At 67.2% G+C, this 17,789-nt stretch carries 11 protein-coding genes; 4 read left to right on the top strand and 7 right to left on the bottom strand.

Going from position 1 to position 17,789, the window contains the following annotated elements:
• Positions 1-191: 191 nt before the first annotated feature.
• From HLA91_RS05135 to HLA91_RS05105, 7 genes are all read right to left on the bottom strand, one after another.
• Positions 192-1,325 carry an N-acetylmuramoyl-L-alanine amidase gene (locus tag HLA91_RS05135; protein ID WP_170273818.1) on the bottom strand — a complete coding sequence of 378 codons (1,134 nt, stop codon included), beginning with the start codon at positions 1,323-1,325 and terminating at the stop codon, positions 192-194.
• Positions 1,326-1,438: 113 nt separating this feature from the next.
• Positions 1,439-1,759, bottom strand: a complete 321-nt coding sequence (gene trxA / locus HLA91_RS05130) for a thioredoxin (protein ID WP_102162501.1) — start codon at positions 1,757-1,759, stop codon at positions 1,439-1,441.
• An 82-nt stretch (positions 1,760-1,841) separates the two neighbouring features.
• Positions 1,842-2,768, bottom strand: a complete 927-nt coding sequence (gene trxB, locus HLA91_RS05125) for a thioredoxin-disulfide reductase (RefSeq protein ID WP_170273817.1) — start codon at positions 2,766-2,768, stop codon at positions 1,842-1,844.
• 125 nt (positions 2,769-2,893) lie between these two features.
• Positions 2,894-5,293, bottom strand: a complete 2,400-nt coding sequence (locus tag HLA91_RS05120; protein ID WP_170273816.1) for a protein kinase family protein — start codon at positions 5,291-5,293, stop codon at positions 2,894-2,896.
• A gap of 66 nt (positions 5,294-5,359) precedes the next feature.
• Positions 5,360-7,138 carry a murein biosynthesis integral membrane protein MurJ gene (murJ, locus tag HLA91_RS05115; RefSeq protein WP_275587849.1) on the bottom strand — a complete coding sequence of 593 codons (1,779 nt, stop codon included), beginning with the start codon at positions 7,136-7,138 and terminating at the stop codon, positions 5,360-5,362.
• Between the two features lie 57 nt (positions 7,139-7,195).
• Positions 7,196-9,748 carry a DUF6049 family protein gene (locus HLA91_RS05110; protein ID WP_170273815.1) on the bottom strand — a complete coding sequence of 851 codons (2,553 nt, stop codon included), beginning with the start codon at positions 9,746-9,748 and terminating at the stop codon, positions 7,196-7,198.
• Positions 9,745-10,248, bottom strand: coding sequence for an NUDIX hydrolase (locus tag HLA91_RS05105; protein ID WP_102162497.1), 504 nt, complete (start codon positions 10,246-10,248; stop codon positions 9,745-9,747). Before HLA91_RS05105 ends, HLA91_RS05110 begins: the two co-directional genes overlap by 4 nt.
• 69 nt (positions 10,249-10,317) lie before the next feature.
• Between HLA91_RS05105 and HLA91_RS05100 the strand changes: the two genes are divergently transcribed.
• The 4 genes from HLA91_RS05100 to HLA91_RS05085 all read left to right on the top strand — a co-directional run bounded on the left by HLA91_RS05100 (position 10,318) and on the right by HLA91_RS05085 (position 17,696).
• The gene (locus tag HLA91_RS05100; RefSeq protein WP_338076781.1) at positions 10,318-11,940 is read left to right on the top strand and encodes a tRNA nucleotidyltransferase/poly(A) polymerase-related protein; all 1,623 of its coding nucleotides are present in this window, start codon (positions 10,318-10,320) and stop codon (positions 11,938-11,940) included.
• Between the two features lie 124 nt (positions 11,941-12,064).
• Entirely contained in the window at positions 12,065-13,777 is a 1,713-nt protein-coding gene (locus HLA91_RS05095; protein ID WP_170273814.1) for an AMP-binding protein, read from the top strand.
• Between the two features lie 339 nt (positions 13,778-14,116).
• A complete protein-coding gene (locus tag HLA91_RS05090; RefSeq protein ID WP_259800580.1) occupies positions 14,117-16,348 on the top strand; it encodes a transglycosylase domain-containing protein in 2,232 nt (743 codons plus the stop codon).
• A 19-nt stretch (positions 16,349-16,367) separates the two neighbouring features.
• A complete protein-coding gene (locus HLA91_RS05085; protein ID WP_170273812.1) occupies positions 16,368-17,696 on the top strand; it encodes a hypothetical protein in 1,329 nt (442 codons plus the stop codon).
• Positions 17,697-17,789: the final 93 nt, after the last annotated feature.

The following is a 17,789-nucleotide window of genomic DNA, read 5'->3' as shown; positions in this document are numbered from 1 at the left end:
TTCGGCTGTCGGCCGCATAGAACGCTGACGAGAGCGAGCCGTTTGTATTCCGGTCGACGATGGCAGCGAGGCTAGGGTCATCACGAGCTACATCCACCAGGGATGGGCTTGCACTAACTGCGCGGTCGGTACATCAGTTCATCGAAGCAACAATGATGGCAGCTCTGATGGGTGTTTCACGTGAAACGAGATCAGTTCGTGATCGACTGGATGTTCAATGCCCCCGTCTCGGGATCGGAATCCCGAGCGAGGTAAAGGCGCTGGAGCGCCGCGGCGATGCCATCTGCAATCCGATCCCGGGTGAGGTCGTCAGCGAGCATTTCGCGATCGCGTTCATGGCTGACGTAGCCGGCGACAACGTGGACCTTCGGGCTGCGTACTGCGGCCAGGCTCTGCCAGGTCCGGGCGTGAGTTCGGCAGTCGAGGAAGTCCGTTCGGGCTTTGACTTCCTTCTGCACGAGTTCGGCTAGCCGTTTGCCGACGGGGGAGTAGACCTCGTCGTCGTCTGCACGACCGAAATAGAAGGTTGCGACTCCGTTCGCTGATTCTGACAGCGAGGAGTCCTGCGTGATCGTCACGACTGCGGAGGCTCCGAGCTCGTCGGCGAGTGTCTGGTGTGCCACGGGGGAGCTGACGAGTACTGTCGCAGCGCCAAGGGCGCTCAGACGGCCGTCGAGGCGGCGGGCGATGTCGATCGAGTACTCTTCTTCGAGTCGTCGCTGCTCGGAGGTATAGGGCGTGGCCTTGAAATCTCGTGCGGACGTTGCAGCTTCGATGACGATGACACGTCCTGCAAGCGAAGGACCCGAGGATGTGACGCGAGCGTGCTCTCTCAGCGCGTAGAGGTTCCCGGTACTGTGATTCCGGTTGATCGAGTCAAGGCCAGAGATGGTGTTCGGACCGACAACGCCGTCGGTGCGCAGACCCAGTCCGCTCTGGATCTCCCGGACGGCGGCATCAGTGCCCTCCGCAAAGACACTGTCGATGCGATCGGTGTAGACCCCGAGCTTCGACAAGCGCTTTTGAAGGGTACCGACGTCGTCTCCGACGAGTGGCCGGACAGGGTCGAAGCGCAGCACGCGATCGCCGAAGCGGTAGCGTGCGAGTTCAATCTGCTCGAATGTCTCCGGGCCTAAGATCCCGTCCGTCGTGATGCCGCGACTCTGCTGGAAAGCGAGAATCGCTAATTCGAACGTGCGATCGAATTCGGGCGACGCCACATCGCCGACCTTGATTCCCAGGCGATCCAGCTGTGCCTTAGTGGCCAGCAAGACTGTGCTGGAGTCGCCCCGTGTGAGGGTGGGGTAGGCAGATGGTGAGGTCATATCGTCTCGCTGGGCTAGGAGTCGGGATTGACTGGGTTGTTGCTGGTAGGCCTAACAGCCACTGGCGCCTGTTGATACTACAACAGGCGCCAGTGTGTTAGCTGATAGGAGGGTCAGCCGAGGAACTCCTCGAGCTGCTGCATCAGCATGGGCTTCGGCTGGGCACCGATGATCGTTTTGGCCACCTGGCCGTCCTTAAAGACGTACAGTGCCGGGATCGAGGTGATGCCGTAGGTCGAGGCGGTCTGCATATTTTCGTCGGTGTTGACCTTGACGACCTTGAGCTTGTCGGCGTTCTCCTCACCGATCTCGTCGACGATGGGGGAGACCATGCGGCACGGTCCGCACCACGGCGCCCAGAAGTCGACGAGGACGGGCTTGTCTGCCTGGAGGACCTCGGCCTCAAAGTTTGCGTCAGTGACATCTGCAGTCATTGCTGCTCCTTACGTGATTGGCCGGCCGGCCGGCCGGGGTTGAACGACTTGGTTGGACAGGCTGGGTCGTCGAGTGACAACGTCAGCGGTTGGACAGGTAGTGTTCGGCGTCGATGGCAGCCGAACATCCGGATCCGGCTGCGGTGATCGCCTGGCGATAGACCGGGTCAATGAGGTCGCCGGCTGCGAAGACTCCTTCGACGTTCGTCAGCGAAGCGCGTCCGTCGACCTTGAGGTAGCCGTCGGGGCGCAGTTCGAGCTGATCGGCGAAGAGCTCGGTGCGCGGATCCGATCCGATGGCGATGAACAGGCCGGTGACATCAAGCGGCGACTCTTCACCGGTGACGACGTTGCGGACAGTCACTCCGGTCAGTGCGTCATCTCCATGGATCTCGGAGATCTCCGAATCGAGGATGAACTCGATCTTCGGATCGGCTTTCGCACGGTCCTGCATCGCCTGCGAAGCGCGCAGCTCCTGACGGCGGTGGATGACGGAGACCTTGGATGCGAACTTCGTCAGGAAGGTCGCCTCCTCCATAGCTGAATCTCCGCCGCCGACGACGGCGATGTGCTTGTCCTTAAAGAAGAAGCCGTCACAGGTGGCGCACCAGCTGACACCGTGGCCGGAGAGCTTGTCCTCGTTGGGCAGGCCCAGCTTTCGGTAGGCCGAGCCGGTGGCGAGGATGACCGCCTCGGCGGTGTAGCTCTCGCCGAGAGCCGTGGTGATCTTGTGAGCTCCCGGCTGCAGGACGAGTTCCTGTACGTCGTCGTAGATGACGGTCGCGCCGAAGCGCTCTGCCTGCTGGCGCATGTTCTCCATGAGCTCAGGGCCCTGGATCCCGGCAGGAAATCCGGGGAAGTTCTCAACATCTGTCGTATTCATCAGCTCGCCGCCAGCGGTGACGGAACCGGCGATGACGATCGGTTCCAGGCTGGCACGAGCTGCATACACGGCAGCGGTGTAGCCGGCTGGACCCGATCCGACGATGACGAGTCGCTGAGCTGTCATAAAGCCTCCTCTTGGGGATGTTTCCGTTAACCCGAACACTGGGGTTCGGCAGGTTTATTCCACCCTATGTCCCCGGAGGACACTGGGCAGTTCACGCGGATATCCGATACAGAGGAGCTGCAGACTCAGGACAGTCCGACGTGGCTGACGTACGCGCGGTATCCACCGTCGGCAGAGCCGAGCTCGGTGAACCAGATGATGACGACAGATCCCTCGGCGCCGTCATCGAGGTCGACGGTGGTCTTTCCGTCCTCCGTCGTTCCCTTGCCGACAACCGTGGCGTCCTCCGGGTCATCGGAGTCGCCGATCCGGACCTCGAAGTCGCTTCCCTCGTGATCGGAGGTCAGCTCAACCTGGGAGACGGTGGCTGACTCTTCGAGCTCGAGTGCCAGGCCGACACCCGATTTGAGGTTGCCGAACTTCGAGGAATTGTAGCGGTCGGTCCGCCACGCCGAATCATCGTCATCGAGGACATTCGATGCCGCATCGTCGTTCTCGGTCTCGTCGCCTTCAGGATCAAGGGCGGACACATCGGCGATCACCGGCTTCGGGCCCTGCGGCTCCTCTTCGGTCGGAGGCTGCTCCTCAGTCGGTTCGGTCTCGGCCGTCGGCTCCTCAGCGGTGGGCTCATCATCGCCCTGCGTGCCGACGATGATCCCGACGATGAGCGCGCCGACGACCAGCAGTGCCAGGACGCCGATAAGAATCGGGACCAGGGGCCGAGACGGCTTGTCGGCAGACGCATCATCCTCAGCCGGTGGGCGGGATCCCTTGCCACCGGAGCCACCAGCCGCAGCAGCGGGCGCGGCTGCGGCAGCGGAAGTGGCAGCACCACCCGTGGCATTCGGCTTCCGGCCGGGGCCACTCTTCGGCTTGCTCTCGCTGCCAGCAGCAGCGGGAGCAGGATTCGCGGGCTGCTGGTCGCTCTCGCGTTCGGTGGCATCGGACTGTGCGGTGTCGTCTGCGAGATCGGCGCCCAGGCCGGCGGCAGGCGCTGCAGCGGACTTCCGGCGCGACTGCTCCTGGGCGCGTGCCCGCTCCTCAGCTTCCTGCTGCAGGCGGCGCTCGCGCTCGTACTCGGCGCGCTGGCGTTCGAGCTCTTCCTCGCGGGTGGTGAACATGCCGCCGAGGAACCAGGAACCATCGTCCTCGTCCTCGTCGGCTTCAGGGTCCTCAACGGCTTCCTGGTCGATGCTGATGACCTGCGTATCGTCGACGCTGAGCTCCTCGTCGCTGGTGAACATGCGCGAACGATCGGCGATGCGCTGGGTTTCGTTCGCGTCGGCCTCGGCATCGGCGTACTGCTCATAGGAGGCGAAAGTGTCCTCGGGCTGCCACTCATCGGTTTCAGCCGAGGCGAGCTGTTCGCAGGAGATCGGGAAGACGGCCGCCTGCCGCATCTGCATCCGGTCGTCATACGGGGTCTCGCTGTCAGCCAACCGGCCGGCTGCCAGGCCCGAGGCGCCGGGCCGGGTGAGGCCGATGCGAGTGAGCGCGGCCCGCAGCTGGGCGGGTGTCGCCCGCTTCTCCGGTGCTGGGGCACCTGCCGCTGCAGGCGGCGTGGCCGGCCGTGGTGGGGTGAGAGCAGCCGCTCCCGAGGCGGTGGCCGGGTCGGCCTTGGTCGTCGGGCGGGCCGAGGACGCGCCGGTGGCCGCCTCGGTGCCGGAGAACTTCTCGTCCTCGGTGCGGCGCAGCTCATCGCCGTCCGGGCGCGGGCTGCCCGTCGAGAGCTGGCGCAGCTGGTGGACGTCCCATTCGTCGAGGAAGCGCACCACCTCGCTGGCTGAGCGCGGGCCGGGCTCGATCTTCATGACGACGCCGGAGACGAACTCCTCCAGGTCACTCGGCACCCCGTCGACGAGCTCGGAGACGCGCACAAAGCGGTTGTTGCGCCGCTGGGCCACCGGCAGGCCGGCGCGCGGCTCATCGCTGGGCCAGTGACCGGTGAGCGCGGCGTAGAAGATGTTCATGAGCGCCAGCGCGTCCTCGCGCTTCTTCGCTGCTGTCGGCATCGCCTCAAGATCGAGGCCGTAGGCGGTGTGGGCGACAGCGGCGTCGATGGCGACTCCGGTGACGGTGGCGTCGAAGTTGTCCTTCAGCCCCACGCACTCGGGGCCGAGGCACAGGTGGTACAGGCCGCGGGAGCTGGCGTGGGCCAGTGCGGTGGCGAGCTCGCCGACGAAGGCGCGTGCCGCCTCGGGAGCCAGCGGGCCGTTGCGCAGGATGGCCGGCAGGGGAGTGGCGAAGGAGCGTTCGAAGACGACGAAGTCGAGTCCGTCAGCGCGTCCGACGTCAAGGACGGTGGGGATCCGCGGATCGGTCAGCAGCGCTGAGCGGCGGGCGGCATCGAGCAGGTCGCCGGAGGTCTCCGAGGGCGCGACGTAGAGGGTGACGGCCATGTCGAGGATGGCGTCGAGGGCGATGCAGACGGTGCCGCTGTCGGGGTGGTCGGCGAACCAGGGGCGGACGATGTCGGAGACCACATAGCGCTCGGCGACAACCGTTCCGCGTTCGATGCCGATCACCAGACCCCCTTGTGAATGCGCTGCACAGGTGAGCTGTGCAGGGCGAATAGTCCTTCGCTTCTCAGTCTAGCGCTTCAATTTCCGCCGGACAGTCTCGGCAAGGCTGCGCAGCTCGCTCACACGGAGGATCCAGCAGACGACCAGATAGACCGCAAGCATGACCGGCCCGACCCACGCGATCGTGATGAACGCGGTCGTCCGGGTGTCCCAGGCATCGGTGCCGATCGCGCGGACGATGAACACGCCGACGATGCCGGCCAGCGCACCGGCGATGACGAACTTCAGGTGGGCCAGCAGGATCCGCTTGGTCCCGAGGTGGTGCAGGCGGCGGCGCAGCAGCCAGGCGCTGATGAGGCAGGCGAGACCGTAGCCCAGGCTCATCGACAGGCCGATGCCGGCGACGATGTAGTGCTTGGGCAGCAGCAGGCCAGACGCGATGACCCCGGCGGAGGTGAGGGCGACCTGCGGGACCTGCACCCAGAACGGGGTGCGGGCGTCCTCATAGGCGTAGAACACCCGCTGTAACAGGTAGTTGGCCGAGAACGGGACGAGTCCGAGGATCATGGCGGCGATGACGACGCTGAGCGAGACGGCCTGCTCGACCGAGCCGCGGGCGAGGACCATCGCTGTCTGGGCGCCGAGTGTCATGAAGGCGACGGTGGCGAAGACGTTGACGAAGCCGACGAGCCGGACGCCGAGGCCGAAGGAGGCGCGCACCGCCTCGGTGTCGCGGTCGGCAGCCGAGGTGCTCATCGAGGTGAACAGTGCGGTCGCCAGCGACACCGCGATGAGCGAATGGGGGAGCATGAAGATGAGGTAGCTGTACGTGTAGGCGGCGTTCGATGGGCTCGGGCCGCTGTCGGCGGTCGCTGAGGCCAGAGAGGCGACCTGCGAGATGACGATGAAGCCGAGCTGGCCGATGAGCACCGCACCGAAGGTCCAGGAGGCGACCTTGCCGGCGGTGCCGAGGCCGACACCGCGGAACCCGAAGGTCGGGGTGAAGCGGAAGCCGATGCGACGCAGCGGCCAGATCAGCACGAGCGCCTGGCAGACGACGCCCAGGGTGGCGGATCCGGCGAGCACGGCGATCTTGGTGACGTCCCAGGTGTCGATCGCGTGCTCACCGTACTCACCGGTGCCGAAGAGGGCGATGAAGATGCCGAGCCCGGCGACGGAGACGAGGTTGTTGATGACCGGCGCCCACATGTACGGCCCGAACGACGAGTGGGCGTTGAGGACTTGCCCGAGCATCGTGTACAGGCCGTAGAAGAAGATCTGCGGCAGGCACCAGAACGCGAACGCCACCGCCAGGGCGGTCTGCTCGCTGCTCCAGGTCGACGAGGAGTACACGCGCACGAGCAGGGGAGCGGCGGCCGTGGCGAGCACGGTGACGCCGAACAGGATGAGGATCGCCAGAGTCAGCAGCCGGTTGGTGAAGTCCCTCCCGCCGTCGGGCCGCCGGGTGGCGCGCACGATCTGGGGGACGAGGACCGCATTGAGGATGCCGCCGGCGAGCAGCATGTACAGGTTGTTCGGCACCTTGTTCGCCACGTCGAAGGCGTCAGCGACCCCGCCGTAGGTGACGCCGATCGCCAAGGCGAGCATGCCGGCTTTGACGAATCCGAGCACCCGCGACACGAGAGTGCCGGCGGTCATGATCGCTGAGGACTTCGCCAGCGAGCTCAGCTTCGCACCCCCGCCCGGCGCCTCGGCGGTGGCTTCGGCTTCCGGGTGCCCGGCCGTCTCCGGAGTCACAGCGCCGGCTGCGGTGCTGCCGGCACCGCCGGCCGCGTGCGCGTCAGCGGCGCGGTCCGGTGCGGTCTCGGAGGGGTCGGTGGAGGACAATGCGGCTCCTTGCCGGTCTCAGGGGCGTTGGCGCGTTGGTCGCGCGCGGGGATCGAATCAGCCCGGGTCGTTCTCGTGCGCTCGCGCGACGGCGGCGTCCAGCTGGCTCTTGGGAATCTTACGCCGTCCGCGGGAGACAGACGAATACAGGCCGATGAGCAGCACGATGACGAGACCGGCCCCGATCACCGCAGCCCCGATGTTCTCCCAGTCGGTGCGCACGCGCACCGTCAGCGAGGTCGTCTCCGGCAGCACGAAATGCCCGGCAGCCGCCGCCGGGCCCGGACCGGTTTCCGTCGTGGCTGTGGAATCGCTGTCGCCGGGCGGGGTGGCGGCGACGAGTTCGATGCGGGTCTGCACATCGGCATTGGCCAATCCTTCGACCGGGACCTCGACGCGGGCCTGCTCACCGGGGCTGACGACGACCGGTTCGGACACCTGCGTGCGCAGCTGCGGGGTCGCCGGCACCACCCGGACCATGACATGGGCGGACTCGGCGGTCGTATTGTCGATGCGCACCGGGATCGTCGTCTTCTCACCGGTCACCAGCAGCACAGCCGAGCCCTCCTCGGGCTTCACCCCGCCGGTGAGTGAGCTGACCTCATCGGCGGCCGCGTCGACACAGGAGGAGAAGCCGCCGTCATTGGCCGTCTCACCCCAGGCCGTCGACGTGCACGTCAGGGTGGCCCGGCTCAGGCGGGTGGCCACCGCCTCGGGATCGGCGAAGGCGGTCGACGCCTCAGCGCCGGTGGAGTGCACCTCGCCGAGGCGGTTCAGACCGGCGGCCCGATCCCCGGCCTCGCGGGTGGGTTCGGTCAGCGGGGCGCGCTGGACCGGTTCGGATTCGCTCAGGTCCGCCAGGCTCTGCAGGTCGATCCACGGTGCTGCCGCGGTCTGCCTGATCGCCTCGGCCCAGTGCGGGTCGGCGGCCCGGCGGGGGAGGGTGATGAGCAGGCTGCGCGGGTCGAACGGCCGCTCGGTGGTGATCGCCGAGCTTTCGGCGATGAGCTCGCTGAGCCCGAGCACGCGTGTGTCGTCATGGCCGGCGAGTTCGGCGGCCTCCGACAGGCCGGTGTCGACGGCCAGGGAGTTGAGGCCGTGCTGATCCTCACCGACCGGCAGGGTGGAGGGGGCTGAGGAGGTGTAGCTGCGCACGCTCGGCTGCTGGATGTCGGAGACGAGCATCGTCTTCGCCCCAGCCTGTGCGGCGCGTTCGGCGAAGTCGGGGGTGAGGCTGCCGGAAGCCGGCCAGGTGATGTCGGTGCGGGCTTCGGGCAGTGTGGCCCGCAGGTCATCGGCGGCGGCTTCGGCCGCGCGTGCGAGCACCGACTCATCAGCAGCGCTCAGCGCGGTGAGGTCGGCATCGGCGTAGGGCAGGGCGATGACGGTGCGCTGCTCGGCGGCGGCGACGAAGGAGGTGTACCACTCGTTGAGCTGCGGGTAGCGATCGGCCTGCGGGCTCGGCGCTGGCGCGGTCTGCTCACCGCTGGTGTCTTCACCGGGGGCAGTGGTCTCCTCGCCGTCGTCACCCTCTGGGGCCTCGGTGGCATCAGCGGGCGTCTCGTCCGCCGGTGCTGCGCCCGGTTCGGCCGGATCCGCGCCCTTTTCAGTACTCTCCTCAGTGCCCTCCTCGGTGCCGTCGTCAGCGGGATCGCCGGCTCCATCGTCTGGGTCGGCCTCTGGGCGGTCGACGCCGAGCACGTCCTCGATGCTGCCGATGAGCCGCGGGTCGATGGCGAGGGCCACCTCGTCAGCGGCAGTGACGGCGGCCAATGCCGAGGTGAGCTGCCCCTCGGGACCGGCGGCCTGCTCGAGCGTGTCGGCTGCGACCTGCCCGCTGGGGTCGAAGCCCGGCAGCGTGACCGGCACGAGGAACGTCACCTTGCTCGGCAGCAGCTGCGGATCGGGATACCAGGTGGTGAAGGCGGTGCGGGTCAGTGACAGCGACGGCTGCGCGCTGGCTGCTGCTGCTTCGCTGCTGAGCTTGACGGCCAGCCCGTAGGCCCCCCACGAGGTCAGCGGCTGGCTGCGCGGCAGCCCGAGCGTCTCGGCATCGGCGGTGAGGGTGAACGCCGCCTCGCTCTTGGGCGCGACTGACTCCGGCAGCGTCTCGATGTCCATCCTCGGGGCGTCGTCGGCGTCCTCGGCGCCACCGGCGGTGTCCTGCTGGGCAGCCGCGGAGGCGGTGTCACCGAGCTGCCGGTAGCGCGCCGGCTGGTCCTTCCACTCGTTGATCGCATCGCGGGAGTCGAGCACCCGACGGCTGATGCGGAAGTCCAGGCGCGGCTCGGGGATCTCCACGGCACTGGAGTTGATGATCCGGCCCTTGATCGTCAGCGTGCCCTCGGCTGTGAGAACCGGGCTGATCTCGTCGAAGGCCAGCTCCACTCCGGCTGCGGCGATGTCGCTGTCTCCGGGCGACCCAGCGGTCTCCTCGTCCGTACCGTCTCCGGGTGCTGCCGGGACGGGGGAGGGGAAGCTCGGCTGGGTGGGGGCGGCCGTCGCCGAGGCGGTGGGCACTCCGGTGCCCAGCAGCACCGCGATGAGGGTGCAGACAGCAGCCAGCGCCGCACAGCGGCGCGGGTGGGGCAGGCGGCGGGCGGAGATCACGTCGACTGGATGACGGAATGGTAGTACGGCAGCACGGAGCGGGCAGCGGCGACGATGCGCCGTTCATTGGCGAAGGACAGGTGCTCCGGCAGCGCATCAAGCGGGATCCAGGCGGCGTCGACGGCCTCCTGGTCCGGGTCGTTCACGACGGTGAGGTAGCCGCCGGTGGCGCGCAGCAGGAAATGGTGGACGAGCTTGTGGATGCGGTAGCCGCCGACGGAGAACCAGTAGTCGACGCTGCCGAGGGCGGTGACGACATCGCCGTGCACGCCGGTCTCCTCAGCCACCTCGCGACGGGCCGCCTGGGCGGGTGTCTCGCCGAGTTCCAGGTGACCCTTCGGCAGACACCATTCGAGCCTGCCGGCCCGGTTGATGCGTGCAATGATCGCCACCTCGAAGGTGGGCGAATCGAAGTCGACCATGACGCCGCCCGCGGAGACCTCCTCCACGGTGTTCGAACGTGCCGGCATGACCCCCGGCTTCGGCAATGGTCGAGGCATAGCTTCTACTGTATATCCGCAACCTGACGATAACCTTATGCTGAACCGACCCCCTCGAATGGAGATCACGTGTCCCTGGCCGAAGCCCATGCACGCCTGCTCACCGCCCTTGATGCGCACGAGCACATCCTCGAGCCGCTGGGCCGGATGTTCTCCGCTGCCGGTCGGGAGCTCGCCCTCGTCGGCGGTTCGGTGCGCGACGGGCTGCTCGGCCGGCCGATGCCCGATCTCGACTTCACCACCGACGCCGACCCGGATGCGATCCTGGCGATCGTGAATCCGTGGGCCGATGCGGTGTGGGAGATCGGCCGGGCATTCGGCACCATCGGGCTGCTCAAGGACGAGTTGCAGATCGAGATCACCACCTACCGCGCCGAGGCCTATGACCCGGATTCTCGCAAGCCGACGGTGGCCTTCGGCGACGACCTCGATGACGACCTCGTCCGCCGGGACTTCACGATCGGGGCGATGGCCGTCCGGCTGCCCGAGCGCGTCTTCGCCGACCCCTTCGGCGGACTCGCCGACCTGACGAACGGGCTTGTGCGCACGCCGGGCAAGGCCGTCGACAGCTTCTCCGATGACCCGCTGCGCATGATGCGCGCCGCCCGCTTCGTCTCCCAGCTCGGCTTCGGCGTCGACGCTGAGGTGCGTGAGGCGATGACCCAGATGGCTGAGCGCATCGACATCATCTCCGCTGAGCGCGTCCGCGACGAACTCGTCAAGCTCATCTGCGGGATCCGGCCGCGGGCCGGCATCGAACTGCTCGTCGAGACCGGGATCGCCGAGCGGATCCTGCCCGAGGTCACCGACATGCAGCTCGAACGCGACGAGCATCACCGGCACAAGGACGTCTACCAGCACAGCCTTACCGTCCTCGACCAGGCCGTCGACCTCGAGGCTGTCTACGCCGCCCGCCAGGCCGCGGCGGCCGCCGAGAAGACCGCCGCCGAGAAGACCGGCACTGAGAAGACTGCCGAGGAGGCAGAGTCCACGCCGCCGGGCGCCGCGCCCGGGGCGGAGGGCGCCGGGGCACAGGACGCGCCTGCCGGGCCGGTCACTGCGGTCGCCGAGGACACCCAGCGCATCGCCGTGCCTGATTTCATCGTCCGGTTCGCTGCCCTCATGCACGACATCGGCAAGCCCTCGACCCGCCGATTCACCCCTGACGGGGCGGTGACCTTCTACCACCACGATGTCGTCGGAGCGAAGATGACGCGCAAGCGGATGAAGGCGCTGCGCTTCGACAAGGCCACGACGAAGGCCGTCAGCCGGCTCGTCGAGCTGCACCTGCGCTTCTACGGTTACGGCGATGCCGGCTGGACCGACTCGGCAGTGCGCCGCTACGTCACCGATGCCGGTGAGCTGCTCACCCGCCTGCACATCCTCACCCGCTCCGATGTCACCACCCGCAACCGGCGCAAGGCCGAACGCCTCGCCCACGCCTACGACGACCTCGAGCACCGGATCGAGAAGCTGGCCGAACGCGAGAAGCTCGATGCCGTGCGCCCGGACCTCGACGGCCGGCAGATCATGGACATCCTCGGCATCAGCCCCGGTCCGGCGGTCGGGCAGGCCTATCAGTTTCTGCTCGCCCAGCGGATGGAACACGGCCCGCTCGGTCAGCAGCGCGCCGAAGAGGTGCTGCGCCAGTGGTGGGCCGAACAGGACGGCGGCTCCTCGCAGCCGCAGTGACCCGGCCCCGGCGGACTGGGCAGCGGGCTGCCGCATACGGCTGCACTGTGACCCGGTTCACCTGACTGCCACAGGGGCCTGTTACCTTGAGACCAATGAATGGGACACGCCGTGAGGAGGCACCATGACGACCGTGACCGAACAGTACCGGGCGGCACGCGACCGGCTGCTGGAGCTGCGCCTGGACTACGCGCAGGCGAAGGACGAATTCCAGTGGCCGCGCTTCGAGCACTTCAACTTCGGCCTCGACTGGTTCGACGGGATCGCCGAGGGCAACGACAAGCCGGCCCTGTGGATCTGCGAACAGGACGGCACCGAGAACATCTACAGCTTCTCCCAGCTCTCCCGCCGGTCGAACCAGGTGGCCAACATGCTCCGCGCTGCCGGCGTCACCCGCGGCAGCCACGTCATGGTGATGCTCGGCAACCAGGTCGAGCTGTGGGAGTCGATGCTCGCCGGGATCAAGCTCGGCGCCGTGCTGCTGCCGACGACCACCCAGCTGGGCCCCATCGACCTGACCGACCGCGCCGAACGCGGTGAAGCCTCCTTCGTCATCGCCGGTGCCGCCGATGCCGCGAAGTTCGACGAGGTCGACGTCGACCTCACCCGGATCGTCGTCGGCGCCGAGCCGGCCCGCGAGAACGACCTCGCCTACACCTCGGCTGCGGATTTCCCCGAGACCTTCGAACCCGACGGCCCGACCCCGGCCGATGACCTGCTGCTGCTGTACTTCACCTCGGGCACGACCTCGAAGGCGAAGATGGTCGCCCACACCCACACCTCGTACCCGGTCGGCCACCTGTCGACGATGTACTGGATGGGCCTGGAGCCCGGCGACATCCACCTCAACGTCGCCTCACCCGGCTGGGCCAAGCACGCCTGGTCGAACATCTTCACCCCGTGGATCGCCGAAGCCTGCGTGTTCCTGTACAACTACACTCGCTTCGATGCGACAGCGATGATGGAGACGATGGGCCGGGTGGGCGTCACGAGCTTCTGCGCCCCGCCGACGGTGTGGCGGATGCTCATCCAGGCCGACCTGTCTCAGCTGACGAACCCGCCGGTCAAGGCGCTCGGCGCCGGTGAGCCGCTCAACCCCGAGGTCATCGACCGGGTCAAGAAGCACTGGAACGTCGACATCCGCGACGGCTTCGGCCAGACCGAGACGACCCTGCAGATCGGCAACCCGCCCGGGGAGCCGATCGTCTACGGCTCGATGGGCAAGCCGTTGCCCGGCTACGACGTCATCCTGCGTGACCCGGCGACCGGGGAGATCGGTGATGAGGGGGAGATCTGCCTGCAGCTCGACCCCCGCCCGGCCGGCCTGACCCAGGGCTACTGGGGAGACGAGGCCAAGACCGCCGAGGCGTTCGCCGACGGCGTCTACCACACCGGCGATGTCGCCAGCCGCGACGCGAACGGCTACATCACCTACGTCGGCCGGGCCGACGACGTGTTCAAGGCCAGCGACTACCGGCTCTCGCCCTTCGAACTCGAAAGCGTGCTCATCGAACACGAAGCCGTCGCCGAAGCCGCCGTCGTGCCGTCCCCGGACCCGGTGCGCCTGGCGGTGCCGAAGGCCTATGTCGTGCTCACCGCCGGCTGGCGACCCGATGCCGACACCGCCAAGGACATCCTGCGCTTCTGCCGCGAGAACCTCGCCCCCTACAAGCGGATCCGGCGCATCGAATTCACCGAGCTGCCGAAGACGATCTCGGGCAAGATCCGCCGTGTCGAGCTGCGTGCCCGCGAACGCGAACTCCACCCCTTCGAGGGCACTGCGACCGTTGAGCATCAGGAGTGGGCCGACACTGACTTCCCCGACCTCAAGGGCTGAGGAACCGGCTGTCAGCTGAGCATCCCTGCCCTGCCGACGTGTGATTGCTCACGTCCCGGCGCACCGATCAGATGACCCATGGTCTGGTCGGTGCGTCGGGTTGTGCGCTAAAATTGCAGGTCACATGCAGTGCGATTCGGACAAGCACGCGCATGCGGCCTGCCTGCGCTGTGACCGGCGTCAGGTGATCTTCATCGACTTCCAATCTTTGAATGTTTGGCTGAATCGACACACCGCACACTCACTCTTGGGGGATCTGTGGCCAAAACCGCACCGAAGGCGAGCCGAAGCGCGCGCCGGGACGTGAACAAAGGCCTGCTCAACTATCCGCGCCAGGGCGTGACCGGCTGGACTCGCTGGCTGCCCTCGCTGCGGCTCATCGGCGTCGGCATCCTCACCGCCTGCGTCGTCGTCATCGGCCTCTTCAGCATCGGTTATGCCGTCACCGACGTCCCCGAACCGAACAAGGAAGCCGCCGGACAGACCTCGACGGTCTACTACGACGACGGCGAGACCGTGCTCGGGTCCTTCAAGACCGAGGACCGCAAGAACGTCACGATCGACAAGATCTCGACACCGATGCAGCAGGCCGCCATCGCCGCTGAGGACAACAGCTTCTACGAGAACCGCGGCATCTCCATCAAGGGCCTGTCGCGTGCGGTCATCGGTGTGGCCACTGACAATTACGCCGGCGGCGGTTCGACGATCACCCAGCAGTACGTCAAGAACTTCTACCTCACCAATGAGCGCACCCTCGACCGCAAGGTCAAGGAGATGTTCATCGCGCTCAAGATCGACCAGGAGCTGTCGAAGGACGAGATCCTCGCCAACTACCTCAACACCATCTACCTCGGCCGCCAATCGTACGGCATCGAGGTCGCTTCGAAGAACTACTTCGACAAGCCGGCCAGCGAACTCGACGTGGCCGAAAGCGCACTGCTGGCTGCGATGATCCAGCGTCCGGGTCTGGCGGACCCGGCTGAGGACCCCGGCAAGTACGAGGACCGCTTCAAGTATGTGCTGGGGAACATGGCCGAACTCGGCTACATCACCGAGGATGAGGCCGCCAGCACTGAGATGCCCGAGGTCCGGGCCGCGCAGACCGACAACCAGTTCGCCGGCCCCAACGGCTATCTGCTCGATGAGGTGCGCAAGGAGCTCAAGCGCAACGGCATCGAGGACGAGGTCATCGACCGCGGCGGGCTCGAGATCACCACCACCTTCTCGAAGAAGAAGATGGACGCGGCGATCGAGGCCGTCGAGGACCTGCCGAAGCTCAAGGAGGGCATGCACGTCGGACTCGTGTCGATGGACCCGGAGACCGGCGGCATCGTGGCGATGTACGGCGGCAAGGACTTCCTCGAGCGCCAGCACAGTGCTGCGACCGAGGACATCACCCAGGCCGGTTCGACGTTCAAGCCGTTCACGCTGGTGGCCGGCCTGGAGAACGGCTACCGCCTCACCGACTACCTGACCGGCACCTCGGGCACCCCGATGAACTACGAGGGAACCCGCTGGAGCCCGAAGAACTACGGCGGCGCCAGCTACGGCCCGGTCAGCCTGCTCAAGGCGACCCAGAGCTCGGTCAACACCGCCTACGCGCAGCTCAACATCGAGGTCGGCCCGGAGAAGACGGTCGACGTGGCTGAGCGTGCCGGCCTGCCGAAGGACACCGAGGGCCTGGAGAAGAACGCCGCCAACGTGCTCGGCACCGCTAGCCCGACGGTCAAGGACATGGCCACGGCCTACAACACGTTCGCCTCTAACGGCATCACGCACACGCCGCACACCGTCAAGGCCGCGGTCACCCCGGAGGGTGAGAAGCTCTACGAGCCCGATACTGAGGGTAAGCGGAACTTCGACAAGAACGTCATGGCCGAGACCACCTACGCGCTCTCGCGCGTGGTGACCGGTGGTTCGGGCTCGTACGCCTCGACGCTGGGCCGTCCGGCAGCCGGCAAGACCGGTACTTCGCAGGACAACTACTCGGCCTGGTTCGCCGGTTACACCCCGAACCTCACGACCACGGTGTCGATCTTCCGCGATGACGGAGAGGGCAATCCGGTCGAGATCGGTCCCTACGGCGGCCGCGGTTCGATCACCGGTGGTTCGTTCCCGACCCAGACGTGGACGAAGTACATGAAGGACGCGCTCAAGGACGAACCGGTCAAACAGTTCCCCAAGCGTGGCAAGCTGCCGCAGGTGGAGAAGCCGAAGCCGAAGTCCGGCGTGCCGAACCAGCGCCCGAAGCCCAAGCCGTCGCCGAAGCCGAAGACCACGCAGGACGAGAAGCCGAAGGACGACAAGCCCAAGGACGACAAGCCGAAGGACGAGGAGCCGAAGGACGACGAGACCAAGGAAGAGGAGAAGCCGAAGGAGGATCCGAAGCCATCGGAGCCGCCGAAGAACGATCCTCCGACGGTCGATCCGCCGAGGCCTCCGACGCAGAAGCCAGAGCCGCCCAAGGACGAGAACAAGAAGGATAAGGAAGACAAGAAGAACGGTGGCTTCCAAGGGGCAGGCTTCATCATGCCCGGCTTCATCCGCCAGGGAACCGTCAGCGTCCTGTGAGGCGCGATAGCCTAGGCGCATGCCAGGTGTGAGCCCCCTCAGAGCTGCTGAGCCGCTGCTCGGCGGCAGGCCCGGCGCCCATGCGGCGTCGGGCCCCTCGCCGTTCCGGACGACGGCCGCGCTCATGTGCATGCTGGCCGCCTTCGGCACCGCCGGGATCGGTATCCTGCTGCACGGGGCGTGCATGCCCGGCTACGAGCTGCCCGGCGCCTCGGCGCGGATGTGCGCCTCACCGGTGGCCAATGCGCTCACCGGCACCGAGTTCCCCGCCGGACCCGGCCGGGCCACCGGCGCACCTGCCGCGCTCGACCCGGTGACCGGATGGTTCGTCGAACTCGGCTTCATGCTCAGTGCCGGCCTGGGGGCCGGGGACATGATGGCCTTCCTGCTCGTCATCAACACCATCGCCATAGCCGCCATGGCACTCGGCGTCGCCGTGCTCATGCGCACGCTCGCCTGGCTGCCGGTCGCCTGCATCTCCCCGGCGATCATCTTCTCGATGGGTCAGTCGTTTGACCCCGTCGGTGTGGCCTGCCTCGTGTGGGCGCTCGTGCTGCTCAATCCGACCGCGGCCGGCCCCCACTCGAACCTCGGGGCCGGAGTGCTCTTCGCCATCGCCGCCCTTATCAACCCGCTCGGCATCCTCGCACTGCTGACCGTCATCGTCCTGCTGTGGCGGGCCGGGCAGAGCTCCGACCTGCTGTCGATCGGCGGGGCGGCCCTCATCACCGTCGGCCTCCTCCTCGCCATCGACGGGCTCATCTTCTACCGGCTGACCATGTGGTGGCAGGAGCCGATCGACCGCGGCTCACTCGTCTCCCTGCTCGCCTACGGCGACGGCACCGATCCGCAGCTGCTGGCCGCTGTCAGCCTCGCCGCCTGCGCGATCGCCGTCATCGCAGCACTCGCCTACATCACCCGCAGGCCCCGGCCGAACCTGTACGCCGCACTCACGGTGGTGCTCGGGCTCGCCGTTGTCACACTGCCCTCAGCCCCAATCACCCACGCCCTGTGGCTGCTGCCCTTCGCAGCACTGGCGATCCGCCGGCTGTGGGTCTTCATCGCCTGGGCACTGGCCGAGGCGGCCCTCGTCATCGCCGTCAACCTCTCCGACATCACCGCCTTCGAAGCCAGCAAGGGACTCTCCCCAGCCTGGCTGCTGCTCTTCACCTGCCTGAGACTGGCGGCCGTCGTCGCCGTCATCACCGCCGCCGCTCTCGAACTCGACCGCAGCCCCCAGCCGGCCCCCGAGTCCGAGGTGAGCCCCGCCTCGGGCACGGCGACCACCGCCTCGGGCACGGAAGCCGGCGCCTCAGCTGGCGAGGCGGGCGCGAACACACTAGAATGAACCAGTCTGTGTCCGCTGCGGACCGATTCCGCACCCGGCCAGACGCAACGCATATACCCTCCTGCCATGGACCGACCATGGCCGCTGAGACCA

Source organism: Brevibacterium luteolum, assembly GCF_013004595.1.
In the GTDB taxonomy this organism is placed as follows: domain Bacteria; phylum Actinomycetota; class Actinomycetes; order Actinomycetales; family Brevibacteriaceae; genus Brevibacterium; species Brevibacterium luteolum.
Note: the sequence above shows the minus strand (reverse complement) of the source record. Positions and strands in the feature narration are given on the sequence as shown.